Raw genomic sequence first — 17,844 nt, 5'->3', positions numbered from 1 at the left:
ATCACGGCTGCATCAGCGCGCGGCGGTACTGCAATGCCTCGGCCAAATGGGTTTGCGTGATGGCATCCGAGTCCGCCAGATCGGCAATGGTGCGCGCCACCTTCAGGGCCCGGTGCGTGCCGCGCGCCGACCAGCCAAGGCGCGCTGCAGCCTTGTGGGCAAAGGTCAGCGCCTCGGGCTCCAGCTGCAGATGCGTGTCGAGCTGTGCCCCCTGCAACTGATGATTGGGCAGGCCCTGGCGCTGCAAGGCCTTGTCCCTGGCCGCGCTCACGCGTTGCTGCACGGCAGCGCTGCTCTCCCCTTCGGGCGCTGCCAGAAGCTCCTCGGGCGACAGCGCTGCCACCTCCACATGCAGATCGATACGGTCCAGCAAGGGACCGCTGATGCGTGCCTGATAACGTGCCACCTGATCGGGCGAGCAGCGGCAGGCCCTGATGCGCGACCCCCAGAAGCCGCAGGGACAGGGGTTCATGGCTGCCACCAGCTGGAAACGGGCCGGGAACTCCGCCCTCTGCACGGCCCGCACGATGGTGATGCGCCCGGTCTCCAGCGGCTCGCGCAGGGCCTCCAGGGCGCTGCGCGCGAACTCGGGCAGCTCATCCAGGAAAAGCGCACCGCAATGGGCATATGAAATCTCGCCGGGCCTGGGCGGAGAGCCGCCGCCGACCAGCGCGATGGAGCTGGCCGTGTGATGAGGAGCGGCAAACGGCCGCTGGCGCCACAGCTGCGGCGTAAAACGACCGCTGAGGCTGGCAATGGCGGCGGCTTCGAGCGCTTCCTCGTCTGTCATGCCCGGCAGCAAACCCGCAAAGCGCTGGGCCAGCATGGATTTCCCCGAACCTGGAGGGCCGATCATCAGCACACCATGTGCGCCGGCAGCTGCAATTTCAAGCGCGCGCTTGGCCTGCATCTGGCCGCGCACCTCGCGCAGATCCAGCGACGGCAAAGAGGCTTCGGCAGGTCTGGAGTGCACCCGCTGCCAGCCCTCCACGCCATCGCCCTGCTCCGACAGGGTGGCGTCATGCGCGATGAACTGCCTGACCACATCCAGCAGATGCGCGGCGCCGAAGACTTCGATGGCCGGCACAAAGGCGGCCTCCAGCGCACTGTCTGGCGGCAGCACCAGCCGCACACGCTGTTGCTGACGCTGCAGGGCCAGCGCAGTAGCCAGGGCGCCGCGTACCGGGCGCAGGGCACCGGTCAGGGACAGCTCTCCTGCAAACTCATAATCGGCGAGCCGCTGCGCATCGATCTGCCCGCTGGCCGCCAGAATGCCCAGCGCTATCGGCAGGTCAAAGCGGCCTGAGTCCTTGGGCAGGTCTGCCGGAGCCAGGTTGACCGTGATGCGCTTGTTGTTCGGGAACTCCAGCCCCGCATTGACGATGGCTGCGCGCACGCGCTCGCGGGCCTCCTTGACCTCCACATCCGCCAGACCCACCAGGGTGAACGAAGGCAGTCCGTTGGCCAGATGGACCTCCACCGTGACAGCCGGTGCCTGCAAGCCCAGCAGTGCACGACTTTGAACCAGTGCCAGACCCATCACGCTCCTCCCCTTCAAGCCGGACTGTAGGGCCTAGCGTATGCGCCAGCGGCTCAAACAGGCAATAGGGGTGTGCACAGGCCGTCAGCCGGCGGCGTCGTCGTCACGGGCAGGCTGCCTGCCGGCAGCCCGGCCACGGCGGCGCTCGGCCTTGGGAAAGCTGCCCTGCTCCTGCATGAGCGCCGCCCGATTGCGCACGCGCTCGAACACCTGGGACAACACCTCAAGCTCGGCATCGCTGACGTCGCCGAGCAGCTCCTGGTTGATCGCCTGTATCTGCGGAAACAGCTGGGTGTGCAGCGCCAGCCCGGCGTCCGTCAGCTGCACCATGGCCTGGCGCCCGTCGCCGGCCATGCCCTGCTTGTGCAGCAGCCCCTTGGCAATCAGCGTGGAGATGGTGCGCGAGGTGCGCGTGCGATCGAGCTGCGCCAGCTCCGCGAGCCTGGAGGGTTGCATGGCGCCCTTGGTGGCCAGCAGGCCGATCATGCGCCACTCGCGCCGGGTGATGCCGAAGCCGCCCTCGCACAGGCGCACCACCATGGTCCCGGCCGAGCTCATCAGGCGGGCCAGATGGTAGAGGAACAGATCGTCCAGCTCGGACGGCTGCCGCCAGGGGTGGCGCTGCGCCTTGGTCATGGGTCTTTGTGGGTTTTCTCTAGGAATGATGGATTAGATCCATTATCGAGTCACTGCTTACAGTGGCTCCAAAGAAAACGACAGGAGACACCATGCCTTGCACCCGTATTGCCCGCCGCACTCTGGCCGGGCTGGCGGCCGCCGCGCTTCTGACGGCATCCCATGCTGCCGACAACTGGCCCGCCAAGCCCATACGCATCATCGTTCCCACGCCGCCCGCCGGCCCTTCCGACATCGCCGTGCGCCCGCTGGCGGCGGCCGTGCAAAAGGCGCTAGGTCAAGCCGTGATCGTGGAAAACCGGGCCGGTGCCAATGGCAATATCGGTGCGGCCGAGGTCGCCCGCGCCCCGGCCGACGGCTACACATGGCTGTGGGCCATGGACCCGGTGCTCACCGTCAACAAGCATATCTACAAGAACATCGGCTATTCCAGCGATGCCATCGTGGTGCTCAACGCCGCCGCCAGGTTCTCGCAGACCCTGATCTGCAACCCCGGCCTCGGTTTCAAGTCCGTCAAGGACATGCTGGAGGCCGCCAAGTCGCGCGAGCTGACCTATGCCACCGGCGGCGCGGGCTCGCCCGGTCATCTGGTCATGGAGTCGCTGCTGTCCAGCACCGGCGTGAAAATGGTGCATGTGCCCTACAAGGGGCCGGCACCTGCCATGCAGGACCTCATGGGCGGCCAGGTGAACTGCGGCTTCCTGGCGGCACCCACGGTGCTGCCACAGATACAGAGCGGTCGCGTCACCGCCCTGGCCACCTCGGGCCGCACGCGCTCGCCGCTGCTGCCGACATTGCCCACGATTGCCGAGTCCGGCTACCCCGATTTCGACGGCACCTACTGGCTGCTGCTGGCGGCTCCCAAGGGCGTTCCTGCCGAGATCCAGAAGCGCTTTCTCGCAGCCATGGATGCCGCCATCCGCTCGCCGCAGCAGCAGGAGCGGGTCAAGGCCGTGGATATCGAGATGGTGGGCAGCAGCCCCGAGCAGGCCCAGGCCAGGGTGCGCGAGATCTCCGACAAATGGGAAGCGCTGACCCGCAAGATCAACCTGAAACCCGATTGATGCCCCAAGCCCGGGCGCCGGCCATTTGAGCGGTTCAGGCCGGTGCCGGAACCCACCTACACTGCCCGGTTTCCAATCATTAATGGTGTGAATTCGCGAGCCGGTACCGGCGCGGACCACAGACCAGGAGAGACATGACGATGCAAAGAAGAATCTTCGGCAAGCTCGCCGCGGGGCTCTGCCTGAGCGCAGGCTTGCTGGGCGGCGGCGCGCTGCAGGCCCAGGAGAGCCATGCCCTGTTTCCCAACAAGACACCGCTGCGCATGGTGGTCGGTTATCCGCCCGGCGGCGCCACCGACCGCGTGGCACGCATCGTGGCCGACCGGCTGCAGGCCCGCCTCGGCAGCCCGGTGATCGTGGAAAACAAGCCCGGCGCAGGCGGCCGCCTGTCGGCCCAGTACGTGAAGAACGCGCCCGCCTCCCAGCCCGCCGTGCTGCTGGCCAATCCCGCCGTGATGGTGGTCGCGCCGCTGGTGTTTCCGGACTCGGGCTACGAGCCGGAAAAGGACTTCCGCCCCATCAGCGAGGTCAACCGCTACGAGTTCGGCCTGGCCGTCGCCAGCGCCGTGCCCGTGAAGGAGCTGCCGCATCTGCTGGCCTGGCTCAAGGCCAATCCGCAGCAGGCCAATTTCGGCGTGCCGGCCACGGGCAGCCTGCCGCACTTTTTCGCGCTGATGCTGGGCGAGGCCGCCAAGGTGCCCGTCGAGGTCGTGGGCTACAAGGGCTCGGGCCCGCTGCTCACCGACCTGATGGGCGGGCAGGTCCCCATCGCCGTGGACACTCTAGACACCCAGATCGCCCAGCACGAAGCGGGCAAGCTGCGCGTGCTGGCCACCTCGGGCGAGCGCCGCAGCAGCATGGCACCCGGCATTCCTACGCTCAAGGAGCTGGGCGTGAACCTGGTCGGCACGGGCTGGAACACCTTGTTCGCGCCGCAAAGCATGGCGCCGGCCACGGTGCAACGCCTGTCCCAACTGGTGCAGGAGGTGATGAAGGAAGCCGACACGCAGCAGAAGTTCGCCGCCTCCAACCTGGTGCCCGTGGTCAGCAGCGCGCAGGACACGGAAAAAATGCTCAAGGCCTACCGCGCGCAATGGGCGCCGGTGGTTCAGCGCTCGGGCTTCAAGCCCTGATGTTTGAGGAGCAGCTATCGCTTGTTACCAAACATTTTCAGCATCAAATCTATTCAAAATCCTTGCATAACAAGCGATAAAAGCTCCTGTTTTTGAATGTTCTCCGCTCTCTCATGACTGACTCCCGCCCCAATCTGATCTTCATCCTGGCCGATGACCTCGGCTATGCCGACCTGGGCTGCACCGGTGCGCGCGATGCGCACAACAACGCCACCGACGTCTCGCCGCGCCTGGACGCCATGGCCGCCCAGGGCCTGCGCTTCACGCGCGGCTACTCCAACTCCTCGGTGTGCTCGCCCACGCGCTTTGCGCTGGCCACGGGTCGCTGGCAGTACCGCCTGCGCGGTGCGGCCGAGGAACCCATCGCCAGCGTGCATGGCGACAAGGTGCTGGGCCTGCCGCCCGATCACCCCACGGTGGCCTCGCTGCTGCGCGATGCCGGCTATGCCACGGCCCTGGTCGGCAAATGGCATCTGGGCTACCCGCCGCATTTCGGCCCGCGCCTGTCGGGCTACGAGGAGTTCTACGGCTTTCATGCCGGTGGCGCCGACTATTTCGCCCACTGCGATCCGCGCGGTCGCCCCGACTTCTGGATCAACGAGGAGCCGCACACCGAAGACGGCTACCTCACCGATCTGCTGAGCCGCCGCGCCGTGGACTTCGTCAAGCGACAGACGGCCGACAAGCCCTTCTACCTCTCGCTGCACTACAGCGCGCCGCACTGGCCCTGGCTGACGCGCGACGACCTAGAGGAGTCGCGCCGCATCGGCGGCTTCGGCAAGCACACCGACGGCGGCAGCATCGACACCTACCAGCGCATGATCCATCACATGGACGAAGGCATCGGCTGGCTGCTGGATGCGCTGGAGGAGAACGGCCTGAGCGAGAACACGCTCATCGTCTTCACCAGCGACAACGGCGGCGAGCGCTTCTCCAATACCTGGCCCTTCGTGGGCCAGAAGATGGACCTGCTCGAAGGCGGCATCCGCGTGCCCTTGCTGGCCCGCTGGCCGGCGCGCATGAAGGCTGGTGCCGTTTGCGACACGCCCAGCCTGACCATGGACTGGTCGGCCACCTTCCTGGCCGCCGCCGGCGTGGACGCGCATGCCGACTATCCGCTGGACGGCATCAGCCTGCTGCCCCTGATGCAGGATCAAAGCTGGATGCCCGAGCGCGACCTGGCCTGGCGCATGAAGCACCGCGAGCAAAAGGCCTTGATACGCGGCGACTGGAAATATCTGCAGATCGAGGGCATCGAATACCTGTTCAACATCGCCAGCGACCCGCGCGAGCGCGCCAATCTGCGTGATCGCGAGCCCCGGAAACTGGCCGAGCTGCGCAGCGCCTGGGAGCACTGGAATCAGGAGCTGCCGCCGATTCCCGAGGAAGCCAAGGTCTCGCTGGTGTTCACCAAGGCAGACCTGCCCCAGGCCAGCTTCTGAGCTGAGCGCTGCCTGCAAGCCCATCGCCCAGGCGATGGGCTTTTTTGCGTCCACGCCCAAACAGAGAGCACGCACTCACTTTCAAATCACCTGTTTGGTGCAAAAACCGGACAAAAACCGGGCCATGGCGGTGCATTGCAAAAACGCACCATCCTGGTGCATTCGGTTCAGGCCGCAAACCGGGTGGCGAAAGTTGCGCTCAGTGATTGTGAAAACTCGTAGCTTTTTGTACCGGACAGCTATGGCCCGCTGCCTGTTCTAGGGCCTTGGGCAGCGAACCGCGCCGCAGCCGCCGCAGAGGCTGGCACGGTCTGTGCTTTGAGAGTTCATCCGAGATTTTTGCCACGAAATTTTCAAACCGGAGGAACCCTGAATGCCTAGTCCCGCTGCAAGCCGTTTCAAGACTTTCGCCAAGACTGCCGCCCTGGCCTGCGCCGTTGTCGCCCCCATGTGGGCCCATGCCCAGCTCTCCGCCAACGTTGCCCTGACCACCAACTACAAGTTCCGTGGTCAGGATCAGGACGCCAGCCGCACCAGGGCCGTCAAGCCCGCGCTGCAAGGCGGTTTTGACTACACGTTCGGCGACAGCGGCTTCTACGTCGGCAACTGGAACTCCTCCGTGGACTGGCTGCCCGGCAACTCGCTGGAAACCGACTTCTACGGCGGCTACAAGTTCAAGGCTGCCGATGTGGACTGGGACGTGGGCATGCTGACCTATGTGTACTCGGGCAACGCCAACGGCAACACCACCGAGATCTATGGCTCCGGCACCTACGGCCCGTTCACGGCCAAGTACTCGCACACGGTGTCCAAGGACTACTTCGGCTGGGCCGGCGCCAAGGCGGGCTCGGGTCTCAAGGGCCGCAATACCGGTTATCTGCAGTTCTCCTACAGCCAGGAAGTGATGCCCAAGGTGACACTGAAAGCATCAGTTGGTTACACCCATTTCTCCAGCGACATCAAGGACCTGGGCGTTCCCAACTATGTGGACTACAGCGTCGGTGGTGCGTATGACCTGGGCGACGGCTTCTCTGCCGCTGCGGCAGTGACCGGCGCCAACAAGAAGGCCTACTTCGGCGATGTGAACAAGGCGCGTCTGATTCTGACGCTCTCCAAGACTTTCTAACTTTTCAGGAGCCCGTCATGAAAATGGTGATCGCCATCATCAAACCCTTCAAGCTCGACGAAGTGCGTGAAGCTCTTTCCCAAATCGGTGTGCAAGGCATCACCGTGACCGAAGTCAAGGGCTTTGGCCGTCAGAAGGGCCACACCGAGCTGTACCGCGGTGCCGAGTATGTGGTGGACTTTCTGCCCAAGCTGAAGATCGAGGCCGCGATTGCCGACGATCTGGTCGATGCCGCCATCGACGCAATCGAGGGCGCAGCCCGCACCGGCAAGATCGGCGACGGCAAGATTTTTGTGCAGGCGCTGGAGCAGTCGATCCGTATCCGTACAGGAGAAACCGGCGACGCGGCCCTGTAAAGGCCCAGTCTCTCTGGAACCGTTTTGAGAAAGATTGCCATGATCAAGAAACTATTGAGCGCAGGCCTGGGACTGGGCCTGCTGGCTGCCGGCGCCACCGGCTTTGCCCAGGAAGCTGCAACGGCTGCCGCCGCCGCAGCGCCTGTGGCCGAAGCAGCGGCCGAGGCCGTTCCCACCCTGAGCGCCGGCGACACCGCCTGGATGCTGACCTCGACCATGCTGGTGATCCTGATGGTCATCCCCGGCCTGGCGCTGTTCTACGGCGGCCTGGTGCGCAGCAAGAACATGCTGTCCGTGCTGGCGCAGGTCTTCGTGATCTTTTCGCTGATCACCGTGCTGTGGGCCATCTACGGCTACTCGCTGGCCTTTGGCGGCGAAGGCAAGTTCTTCGCGGGCTTCGACAAGCTGTTCCTCATGGGCATCACGCCTGACACGCTGTCGTCCATGCTCAAGACCATCCCCGAATACGTGTTCGTAGCCTTCCAGTCCACCTTCGCCGCCATCACCGTGGCGCTGATCGTGGGTGCGTTCGCCGAGCGCATCAAGTTCGCGGCCGTGATCGTGTTCTCCGTGCTGTGGTTCACCTTCAGCTACATCCCCATGGCCCACATGGTGTGGGGCGGTGGTCTGCTGGGTGCCGATGGCGCACTGGACTTCGCTGGCGGCACCGTGGTGCACATCAACGCCGCCGTGGCCGGCCTGGTGGGTGCCTACATGCTGGGCAAGCGCATCGGCTTCGGCAAGGAAGCCCTGCCCCCTCACAGCCTGACGCTGACCATGGTGGGCGCTTCGTTGCTGTGGGTGGGCTGGTTCGGCTTCAACGCCGGCTCTGCCGGTGCCGCCAACGGCGTTGCCGGCCTGGCCTTCATCAACACCATCCTCGCGACCGGCGCTGCCGCCATCTCCTGGATCGTGGCCGAAGCGCTGCTGCGCGGCAAGGCCTCCATGCTGGGCGCTGCCTCGGGTGCCGTGGCCGGTCTGGTGACCATCACCCCCGCCGCCGGCTTTGTCGGCCCCATGGGCTCCATCGTCATGGGTATCATCGCCGGCCCACTGTGCTTCTGGGGCGTCTCCGGCCTCAAGCGCCTGCTCAAGGTTGACGACGTCTGCGACGTGTTTGGCGTCCACGGCGTCGGCGGTATCCTGGGTGCCATCCTGACCGGCGTGTTCTGTGCCAAGGGCCTGGGCGGTATCGAGCCCGAGGGCTACAACATGGCGCATCAGCTGTGGGTGCAGGTCGAGAGCGTGCTGGTGACCATCGTCTGGTCCGGCGTGGTCTCCTTCTTGGCCTACAAGATTGCCGATCTGACCGTGGGTCTGCGTGTCTCGGAAGAGTCCGAGCGCCAGGGCCTGGACATCACTTCTCACGGTGAGGTGGCCTACACCCGTTAAGCGGCAGGCTCTTCGCAAGTTCAGTTTCATTACGTTGCCCCGCAGTGCGAACTGCGGGGCTTTTTTATTCACGCCTGCTTTTCAAAAAAATCAAAGACCAGGCCTTCCTGCCCCGGGGGCGCCCCGGCTACCATGCAGGCCATGGATTCAGCCACCAGCCAAATCAATCAGCTCGGCGAGCGCATTCGCGCCGCTGCCAGTGACAAGACCCCGCTGCGCATCTGCGGCGGCGGCAGCAAGGACTTCTACGGCCTGCGTCTACAGGGCGAGCCGCTGTCCACGCGCGCGCTCAGCGGCATCGTCAGCTACGAGCCCAGCGAGCTGGTGGTCACCGTGCGCGCCGGCACGCCGCTGGCCGAGCTGGAGGCAACATTGGCCAGCCAGGGCCAGTGCCTGGCTTTCGAGCCGCCGCACTTCGGCGCCGCCAGCACCGTGGGCGGCATGGTCGCCGCAGGCCTGTCGGGCCCGTCGCGTGCCAGCGTTGGCGCAGTACGCGACTTCGTGCTGGGCCTGGAGATGATCAACGGCCAGGGCGAGCTGCTGCGCTACGGCGGCCAGGTCATGAAGAATGTGGCCGGCTATGACGTCTCGCGCCTGATGACGGGCAGCTGGGGCACGCTGGGCCTGATCACCGAGATCAGCCTCAAGGTCCTGCCTGTGGCTCCGGCCGAGGCCACGCTGCGCTTTGATAGCTGCAGCCAGGAGCAGGCTCTGGACTGGCTCAATCACTGGGGCGGCCAGCCTCTGCCGCTCAATGCCAGCAACTGGCTGGAAGAAGACGGAAAGGGCACGCTGTATCTGCGACTGCGCGGCGCCCGCGCCGCCGTTCAGGCCGCCACACTGCGCCTGGGTGGCGAGCGGCTGGACAGCGACGCCGTTGCCGCCGACTGGAGCGCCAGCCGCGATCTGAACCTGCCCTGGTTCCAGCAGCGCGCTGCCGATCATTGTCTGTGGCGTCTGTCCGTTCCTGCGACCACGGCGCCGCTGCCATTGCCGCAAGGTGCAGCAGGCCCGTTCATCGACTGGCATGGAGCTCAGCGCTGGGTGCAGGCCCCGCGTTCGGCCGCCGCAGCCTTGCAGCAACTCGCGCAGGCAGCCGGTGGGTCCGCTTCTCTTTTCAGAGCCGAGGACGCCAATCAGACAAGCGCCAACAGCGATCTTGATGTTCATGCGCAGGCCAGCCCGGCCGGCCGCACATCGGCACAGCTGCATGCCCGGCTCAAGCAGGCATTCGACCCCGCCGGCATTCTCAATGTGGGCCGTCTCTCGGCGCATTGGTAAGAACAAGGACAGCACCCCATGCAAACCAATCTCGCGCCCGAATACCGTGCCACGCCAGAAGGCCAGGAAGCCGAAGCCATCTTGCGCAAATGCGTGCATTGCGGCTTCTGCACCGCCACCTGCCCCACCTATCAGACCCTGGGCGACGAGCTGGACGGCCCGCGCGGCCGCATCTATCTGATCAAGCAAGTGCTGGAAGGGCAAACACCCACGCGGGCCACGCAGCTGCACCTGGACCGCTGCCTGACCTGCCGCAACTGCGAATCCACCTGCCCCAGCGGCGTGCAGTACGGTCATCTGGTCGATATCGGCCGCAAGATCGTCGATGAACAGGTCGAGCGCCCGACGGGCGAGAAGCTGCAGCGCTGGCTGCTCAAGGAGGGCATGAACTCCCCGCTGTTCGCCCCCGCGCTGAAGCTGGGCCGCGCCGTGAAAGGCCTGCTGCCGGAGTCATTGGGCGAAAAAATTCCGGCCGCCCAGGAGGCCGGAGCCTGGCCCTCACGGGAACATGCGCGCAAGGTGCTGCTGCTGGCAGGCTGCGTGCAGCCGGCCATGATGCCCCGCATCAACTACGCCACGGCCCGCGTGCTGGATGCCGTGGGCGTGCAGACCGTGATTGCCGACAAGGCCGGCTGCTGCGGCGCGGTGAAGTTCCACCTCAACGACCAGGACGGCGGCAAGGCCCAGATGCGCGCCAATATCGATGCCTGGTGGCCGCTTGTCGAGCGCGGCGAGGTCGAGGCGATCGTGATGAACGCCTCGGGCTGTGGCGTCACTGTCAAGGAATACGGTCATCTGCTGCGGCTGGAGCCGCAATACGCCGACAAGGCCGCGCGCATCAGCGCCTTGACCCGCGACCTCAGCGAACTGCTGCCCGACATGCTGCCCGAGCTGGTGGACAAGCTCAAGGACCGCATCACGGTGCCCCGGGCCCCCGTGGCCTATCACCCGCCCTGCACGCTGCAGCATGGGCAGAAACTGCGCGGCGGCGTGGAAGCGGGCCTGCGCGAGCTGGGGTTCGATCTGCGCGTGGCGCGCACCGAATCCCATCTGTGCTGCGGCTCTGCAGGTACCTACTCGGTGCTGCAGCCTGAAATCTCGCACCAGCTGCGCGACCGCAAGATCGCCGCACTGGACGAGCCGTTCGCCCCAGAAAAGCCCGCAGCGATTCTCTCGGCCAATATGGGCTGCATCGTCCATCTGCAAAACGGCACCGAGGTCCCGGTCATACATTGGGTGGAGCTGCTGGATCAGGCCCTGGCCACCGGCTGACACCCCCGCATGCCACTGCAGTTTGCAATGCTGGCATGATTGGGGGTTTTGTTTTCCCAGGCCCACGGGCTTTGCCATGACTGAAATCGTGTCTGAATCACAAGAGCAGAAAGCCTCGCAAGCGGCATCGCAGCACAGCGTGCAGGACTCGCAGCCCGGCTCACGCTCGCGCCGAGGCGGCCGTGGCCGCCAGAACCCGGCTCCCGCAGCCAAAGCCGCCCCGCAGGCCCCACGCCCGCAACACCCCTTGCTGGAGCAGCTGGCACAGTGGCACCCGGCCCTGTTCGGCGAACAGCTGCTGCCCTTCAAGCGCGGCATTTTTGAAGACCTGCTGGCCGCCCACCCGGAGCTGGACAAGGACGCACTCAAGAGCGCGCTGCAGCAGCACACCCGCTCCGGTCGCTATCTGGCGGCCATGGCCAGCGGTCAGCAGCGCCATGACCTGAGCGGTCAGCCCGTGGAAGCCACTCTGCCCGAGCATGTTCACCACGCGCTGATCGAAGTCTTCCGCCGCCGCCAGCAGCGCACGCAGGAAGACCTGACGCCCAAGCTGCGCAACCGCATCGTCGTCGCCTACGAAGCCTCCGGTCTCACGCGCGAGGAATACGCCGAGCGCGTGCAGGGCCGTGACGAAAAGACCAACGCCCTGGTGGTAGATGCCCTGGCCGAGGCCGATGCCCGCGCCGCCAAGGACGAGGCGCTGCTGCGCTCCTTCCAGCTCAGCGGCCAGACTTCGGAGCAGGAGTTCGCCGAGATGTACGGCATGAATCCGCGTCAGGTCGTACAGCAGCTGGAACGCGCGCGTCGCCGCCAGCAGAATCTTCAATAAAAATAGCTGCTGACGCCCATCAAATGGGCGCCAGCAGCTATTGATTTTGAATAATTCAGGCCGCGCCGTAGCCCATGACAGCCTTGGTTTCGAGGAAATCGCGGAAACCGTGCTCGCCCCATTCACGGCCATTGCCTGACTGCTTGTAGCCGCCGAACGGCGCATTGAAGTCAGGCCCCGCGCCGTTAAGGTGGACCATGCCTGTGCGCAGGCGCGCGGCCACGCGACGCGCACGCTCCAGACTGCCCGATTGCACATAGCCCGAAAGGCCGTACACCGTGTCGTTGGCCATGCGGATGGCGTCTTCCTCGTCATCGTAGGGAATCATCACCAGCACGGGACCGAAGATTTCCTCGCGCGCAATGCTCATGTCATTGCTCACGTCGGCAAACACCGTGGGTTTGACAAAGTAGCCCCGGGCCAGCCCTTCGGGGCGGCCTGTGCCGCCCGCCACCAGGGTTGCCCCCTCTTCAATGCCCTTGCGGATCAGGGCCTGGATCTTGCCCCATTGCGCCTCGCTGACCACGGGGCCCATGTGCATGCCCTCGGCCAGCGCATCGGCCACGGTCGCTGCGCCGGCGACGCTACGGGCGATCTCCACGGCCTGCCCATGCAGGGCGCGCGGCACAAACATGCGCGTGGGTGCGTTGCAGCTCTGGCCCGAATTCATCAGCACCGCCTGCACGCCCTGGGTCACGGCCTTCTGCAGGTTGGCGTCATCCAGCACGATGTTGGCAGACTTGCCGCCCAGTTCCTGGGCCACGCGCTTGACGCTGTCGGCCGCGGCCTTGGCCACGGCAATGCCTGCGCGCGTGGAGCCCGTGAAGGTCATCATGTCTATGCCGGGGTGGGAGGACATGGCCTCGCCCACACCGGGGCCGTCGCCGTTGACGAGGTTGAAGACGCCGGCCGGCACGCCCGCCTCGTGCAGCACCTCGGCCACGAGCAGGGCGTTGAGCGGGGCGACCTCCGAGGGCTTGAGCACCATGGTGCAGCCAGCGGCCAGGGCCGGGGCGACCTTGCACATGATCTGGTTGATGGGCCAGTTCCAGGGCGTGATCATGCCAACCACGCCCACGGGCTCATGCACGACGGCCGTGCTGCCCTGCACATGTTCGAAGGCGAAGTTCTTGAGGACCTCGATGGTGGAGCTCAGATGGGCCACGCCCATGGCGGCCTGTGCCGCCTTGGACAGCCACAGCGGCGCCCCCATCTCCTGCGAGATGGTCTGCACAAAGTCGCCGTAGCGACTCTGGTAGACCTCCAGCACCTTGGCCAGCAGGGCCAGGCGCTCTTCGCGGCTGGTGCGCGAGTAGCTCTCGAAGGCGCGACGCGCGGCGGCCACGGCCTTGTCCACGTCGGCGGCCGAGCCCATGCTGATGCGGGCAATGGCTTGCTCGTTGGAGGGATTGATGACCTCCAGGCTGCGCGGGCTGACCGGATTCACCCATTGGCCGTCGATATAGAACTGCAGATGGTCTTGCATGAGGCTATTTCCTTGGTATCGAGTCAAAAGAAGATGTTTGCGATCTGGGGCTGTCGGTGCGTGGCTCGGGCGCACCGGCGGTCCGACGCTCCGGCGGCCCGACGCATCGGCGTGGTGAAGTGCAGGCTTCAGGGCTTGGGCCGGATGGCGTCCGCCGTACCCTGGATGAAGGCCTTGAGGGACTCCACGTCATCGCCCGACAGCTTGCCCGTGAAGTCCGGCATGCCGCGCGCCATGGCCGGGCCCTTGAAGACGAAGCTGGGCAGGTTCTCGATATAGCTCGCGTCCATATAGCCCAGGTTGGGAATATTGCCGCCGCGGTCCACACCCGGCACGCCGTGGCAGAACACGCAGTTGGCCACATACAGCATGGTGCCGGCCTCGACCTTGGCGGGGTCGTATTTCACGCCCTGCAGCAACTGGCCTGTGCGCTGGGCCACGAATTCCGGCATCCTGGCCTTGCCGCCCACGACGAAGGTATAGACCGTGCCCGGCCCCTGGCGCTCAGTGGCGCGCGCAGCCAGGCCGTAGACACCGCCCCAGCCCACGGCCACCGAGACATACTGCTTGCCGTCCACCATATAGGTGCTGGGCGCGGCCACCACGCCGGTGCCCGTGGGCGTTTCCCACAGCTTTTCGCCACTGGTCGCGTTATAGGCCACAAAGCGGCCATCGGCCGTGCCCTGGAACACCACATTGCCCGCCGTGGTCAGCGTGCCGCCGTTCCAGGGCGAGACATGCTCCACGCTCCAGGCAGCCTTTTGCGCAACCGGGTCCCAGGCCAGCAGGCGGCCAAAAGGCTTGCTCTTGGGCGGCTCGGCATTGAAGAACTTGGCCGTGTTCCAGCCCGTTCCCGACTGGGGCTTGCCCGGTCCGGCCTGGTTGAACTCCCACTTCTTGTCGTCCATCAGATTGACGGGCACGTTCTGCGCAGGCAGATACACCAGGCCAGTCTGGGGGTTGAAGGACATGGGGTGCCAGTTGTGCGCGCCATAAGGGCCGGGAACCGCGTCATGGGGCTTGCTGCCGTCGCGTGCCGCAGCAATGCCGATGGGCTTGCCGTTCTTGTCGTAGCCGCTGGCCCAGTTCACAGGCACGAAGTTCTTGGCCGAAATGAACTTGCCGTTGGTGCGGTCGAGCACGAAGAAGAAACCGTTCTTGGGCGCATGCAATATGACCTTGCGCGGCTTGCCGGCGATCTTGATGTCGGCCAAGATCATGGGCTGGGTGGAGGTGTAGTCCCAGTTGTCGCCCGGCGTTTCCTGGTAGTGCCACTTGTATTTGCCGGTGTCGGGATCCAGAGCCACGATGGAAGCCAGATACAGGTTGTCGCCGCCCTTGGGGCTGCGCACCTTGTGCGACCAGGGCGAGCCGTTGCCCGTGCCCACGTACATGGTGTTGAACTCGGCATCGAAGGTCATACTGTCCCACATGGTGCCGCCGCCGCCGGCCTCCCACCATTTGCCGCTGGGGTCCCAGGTCCTGGCGGCGCGTTTCATGGATTCGTCCTCAAAGGGTTTGGACGGATCGCCGGGCACGCTGAACCAGCGCCATTTCTGCTCGCCGGTCTCGGCGTCATAGGCCGTGATGTAGCCGCGCACGCCATATTCGGCGCCGCCGTTGCCGATGATGACCTTGCCCTTGAACACGCGCGGCGCACCCGTGATGGTCAGCGACCCCTTTTGCCCCTCGAAGGTATTTTTCTGCCAGACCTCCTTGCCGGTGGCGGCATCGAGCGCGATCAGGCGGCCATCCCAGGCACCCACAAAGACCTTGCCCTTCCACAGCGCCACACCGCGGTTAACGACATCGCAACAACCCTTGAAGCCGGTGCTGCGGTCGACCTGCGGGTCATAGGTCCAGATCCTGTTGCCGGTACGGGTGTCGATGGCGTGCACCACACTCCATGAAGCGCTGACGTACATGATGCCGTCCACGACGACAGGCGTGGCCTCCACGCCGCGCGTGGATTCGAGGTTGTACGACCAGGCCAGGCCCAGGTCCTTGACGTTGGCGGCATTGATCTGATCGAGGCGGCTGTAGCGGGTCTCGGCGTAGTCCACGCCGATGGTGGGCCAGTCGGGCGTCTTGGCGGCATTGGCGCGGATGAAAGCGCCATCGACTCGCTGCACGGCGACCGCGGCCTGCGCCGCAGGGTCGGCTTGCGCGAGGGCCGCTGCGCTGCCCAGGCAGGCGGCCAGCATCCAGGCCATGCGACCGGGCCGTCCATGAGAGTTGTCGATCAGCCGTTTCATCGAGGTCTCCTGTTGTGATTGCTATGCCGCAAAGCATGGTGTATCGCCTGTTTTTCTTCATGATCGGGATTTCCCCAGGCTAGAACTGTTCCATTGCGGAACACATTGACCGCTACTGCGGACAGCCTGGGCATGACATGAACGTTGATGAGCCACGCGCGATGGACGCGCTACAGCAGTGCTTCTCGAGCACCGGGGCGGAGCGGGCCTTGCAGGCTCGCCGCCAGTTCTTCGAGGCCGGCATACGCCCCTCGGGCCTGGTCAGCGAGGCGGTCATCCAGTCCTGGCTGCGCAGCCAGCGCCAGCACTGCAATGGACGGCGGCTGGCTCTGGCTCCGGTCAGCCCCAGCCGGCTGCATGCCACGCAGGAGCGCTGTCGCGGCCTGCTGCAGGCGTTGCAGCACGAGCTGCCGACCCTGGAGCAGGCACTGGCGGGCACCGGCACGCGCGTGATGCTGACGGACGACAAGGGCATCGTGCTCCATGTCTCCCCGGCATCCATGCGGCCCCGTGACGAGCGGGTCGGCCTGAACATGTCCGAGCAGGCCATGGGCACGACCGCCCCGGGCATCGTCGCCGCCACCGGCCAGGCCTGCACCGTCACCAACGGCGAGCACTATTTCGACGAGCTGCACGCCTTCCGCTGCGCAGCAGCCCCCATACGCGACGTGCACGGCCGCCTGGCCGGGGTGCTCAATCTGATGGTGGAGCAGCAGCATTTCAGCTTCGATGCCGCTCCCGTGGTCGGCATGTACGCCACGACCATCGAAAACACCTTGCTGCAGGCTCAGTCGCACGAGCATCTGGTGCTGCGCTTTCAGGTGACGCCTGCCCTGCTGCACACGCCGCTGCAGGCGCTGATGGGCGTGGCTGCCGATGGTCGCGTCGCCTGGATGAACGGCACTGCCGCCCAGCTCATCGGCCAGCCCTTGGACACAGCGTGCAGCGCGCAGGAACTGCTGGGCCATGATCTATCGCGCCTGCTGCAACTGAGCGGCCAGCCCGGCCCCGCGCCGCTGCGCCTGGCCAGCGGCCTGGGCGTCTGGATACAGGCGCATCTGCAAACCTCGCATGGCCTTGGCTCGCACCTGGACACCAGCAGCGTGGAAGACCAGGCCAGCCCCGCAACCACCGAAGCAACGCCCGTCGCCGAGGCACAGCCCCTGGCGACGCTGCGCGAGCACAGCGCGCAGCTGATCCGGGAGACGCTGGACCAGCATGGCGGCAATGTCTCCCAGGCCGCGCGCGCCCTGGGCATCTCGCGCGGCACGCTGTATCGCCGCCTGCGTGGCGGTCGGGACGAGGGTTTCTGAGCCCATTCCCGACCCATGGCGCAAGACTCTTTTGCGTTCGCCCAGGGTTCCGCCCCGCCCCGCTCGGCCCCACAATCCTGGCCGCGCTGCACCGGCCTGCAGCCAAGGAGCGTGTATGTGGTTGGGTTTGTCGCTGTTTTATGTGGGTGCGGTGCTGTTTCTCAACGGCCTGTGGATGCTGGGCAAGATTGCCGACAAGGAAATCTGGGTCATCAATATCTTCACCGGGGTGGTGTCGCTATGTATTGGTCTGGCCAGCATCTTCGGTCCAGCAGCCGATGCGGCATCGGTCAAGAGCGGCGCTCTGACCCTGCTGTTCGCCTTCACCTATCTCTGGGTGGCTTTCAATCGCTTCAGCGGCGCCGACGGCCGCGGTCTGGGCTGGTTCAGCCTGTTCGTGGCGATCACCGCTGTTCCCGTCGCCCTCGATACGCTGACCAGCGCCAGCTCGGGGCTGGACTGGTGGATGGGCGTCAACTGGGCCGCCTGGGCCGTACTCTGGGCCTTGTTCTTCGCGCTGCTGGCCCTGAGGAAAAGCATTGAACGCCCCACGGGCTGGCTGTGCATTGCCCAGGGCGTGCTTACGGGCTGGGTGCCCGGATACCTGATCCTGGCTGGGAAGCTGATGTGACCCCCTGAGGCGCTGTGCGCCTGGGCGGCCCCGCCTTCCCCCTCTCTCTTCGGGATGGGGACGACACCTTCGGTGCGGGGCGGCGCGG

The 17,844-nt window shown here is 65.6% G+C and carries 15 protein-coding genes; 11 read left to right on the top strand and 4 right to left on the bottom strand.

Going from position 1 to position 17,844, the window contains the following annotated elements; translation table 11 throughout:
- Position 1: 1 nt before the first annotated feature.
- Both CSE6_RS06570 and CSE6_RS06565 read right to left on the bottom strand, forming a co-directional pair.
- A complete protein-coding gene (locus CSE6_RS06570; RefSeq protein ID WP_059440125.1) occupies positions 2-1,540 on the bottom strand; it encodes a YifB family Mg chelatase-like AAA ATPase in 1,539 nt (512 codons plus the stop codon).
- A gap of 84 nt (positions 1,541-1,624) precedes the next feature.
- Positions 1,625-2,176, bottom strand: a complete 552-nt coding sequence (locus CSE6_RS06565) for a MarR family winged helix-turn-helix transcriptional regulator (protein ID WP_034394276.1) — start codon at positions 2,174-2,176, stop codon at positions 1,625-1,627.
- Positions 2,177-2,268: 92 nt separating this feature from the next.
- On the opposite strand from CSE6_RS06565, the gene CSE6_RS06560 reads away from it, so the two are divergent.
- The 9 genes from CSE6_RS06560 to CSE6_RS06520 all read left to right on the top strand — a co-directional run bounded on the left by CSE6_RS06560 (position 2,269) and on the right by CSE6_RS06520 (position 12,071).
- Positions 2,269-3,240, top strand: a complete 972-nt coding sequence (locus tag CSE6_RS06560) for a tripartite tricarboxylate transporter substrate binding protein (protein WP_012836691.1) — start codon at positions 2,269-2,271, stop codon at positions 3,238-3,240.
- Positions 3,241-3,380: 140 nt separating this feature from the next.
- Positions 3,381-4,373: a Bug family tripartite tricarboxylate transporter substrate binding protein gene (locus CSE6_RS06555; protein WP_059440124.1), complete on the top strand. Its 993-nt coding sequence runs from the start codon at positions 3,381-3,383 to the stop codon at positions 4,371-4,373.
- Positions 4,374-4,486: 113 nt separating this feature from the next.
- On the top strand, positions 4,487-5,815 hold the full coding sequence (locus tag CSE6_RS06550) for a sulfatase (protein ID WP_059440123.1): 1,329 nt from the start codon (positions 4,487-4,489) through the stop codon (positions 5,813-5,815).
- Between the two features lie 373 nt (positions 5,816-6,188).
- Positions 6,189-6,941 (top strand): TorF family putative porin, encoded by a 753-nt coding sequence (locus CSE6_RS06545; protein ID WP_052057548.1) that lies wholly within the window; start codon positions 6,189-6,191, stop codon positions 6,939-6,941.
- A gap of 17 nt (positions 6,942-6,958) precedes the next feature.
- Positions 6,959-7,297, top strand: coding sequence for a P-II family nitrogen regulator (gene glnK, locus CSE6_RS06540; protein ID WP_003059648.1), 339 nt, complete (start codon positions 6,959-6,961; stop codon positions 7,295-7,297).
- Between the two features lie 39 nt (positions 7,298-7,336).
- Positions 7,337-8,689, top strand: coding sequence for an ammonium transporter (amt, locus tag CSE6_RS06535; protein ID WP_034406877.1), 1,353 nt, complete (start codon positions 7,337-7,339; stop codon positions 8,687-8,689).
- A gap of 132 nt (positions 8,690-8,821) precedes the next feature.
- Complete coding sequence (glcE, locus tag CSE6_RS06530) at positions 8,822-9,970, top strand: glycolate oxidase subunit GlcE (protein WP_059440122.1); 1,149 nt, start codon at positions 8,822-8,824, stop codon at positions 9,968-9,970.
- An 18-nt stretch (positions 9,971-9,988) separates the two neighbouring features.
- The gene (gene glcF / locus CSE6_RS06525; RefSeq protein WP_059440121.1) at positions 9,989-11,242 is read left to right on the top strand and encodes a glycolate oxidase subunit GlcF; all 1,254 of its coding nucleotides are present in this window, start codon (positions 9,989-9,991) and stop codon (positions 11,240-11,242) included.
- A 76-nt stretch (positions 11,243-11,318) separates the two neighbouring features.
- Positions 11,319-12,071, top strand: a complete 753-nt coding sequence (locus CSE6_RS06520; RefSeq protein WP_059440120.1) for a ProQ/FinO family protein — start codon at positions 11,319-11,321, stop codon at positions 12,069-12,071.
- Between the two features lie 55 nt (positions 12,072-12,126).
- On the opposite strand, the gene CSE6_RS06515 is transcribed toward CSE6_RS06520, so the two are convergent.
- Both CSE6_RS06515 and CSE6_RS06510 read right to left on the bottom strand, forming a co-directional pair.
- Positions 12,127-13,557, bottom strand: a complete 1,431-nt coding sequence (locus CSE6_RS06515) for an aldehyde dehydrogenase family protein (RefSeq protein WP_034351415.1) — start codon at positions 13,555-13,557, stop codon at positions 12,127-12,129.
- Between the two features lie 128 nt (positions 13,558-13,685).
- Entirely contained in the window at positions 13,686-15,812 is a 2,127-nt protein-coding gene (locus CSE6_RS06510) for a PQQ-dependent dehydrogenase, methanol/ethanol family (protein WP_059440119.1), read from the bottom strand.
- 161 nt (positions 15,813-15,973) lie between these two features.
- On the opposite strand from CSE6_RS06510, the gene CSE6_RS06505 reads away from it, so the two are divergent.
- Together CSE6_RS06505 and CSE6_RS06500 are read left to right on the top strand one after the other, a co-directional pair.
- Positions 15,974-17,125, top strand: coding sequence for a helix-turn-helix domain-containing protein (locus tag CSE6_RS06505; RefSeq protein ID WP_034382797.1), 1,152 nt, complete (start codon positions 15,974-15,976; stop codon positions 17,123-17,125).
- A 115-nt stretch (positions 17,126-17,240) separates the two neighbouring features.
- Positions 17,241-17,756, top strand: coding sequence for an AmiS/UreI family transporter (locus tag CSE6_RS06500; protein ID WP_003070509.1), 516 nt, complete (start codon positions 17,241-17,243; stop codon positions 17,754-17,756).
- The last annotated feature ends 88 nt before the right edge of the window (positions 17,757-17,844 follow it).

The organism is Comamonas sp. E6 (genome assembly GCF_001010305.1).
Lineage (GTDB): Bacteria > Pseudomonadota > Gammaproteobacteria > Burkholderiales > Burkholderiaceae_C > Comamonas > Comamonas thiooxydans.
Note: the sequence above shows the minus strand (reverse complement) of the source record. Positions and strands in the feature narration are given on the sequence as shown.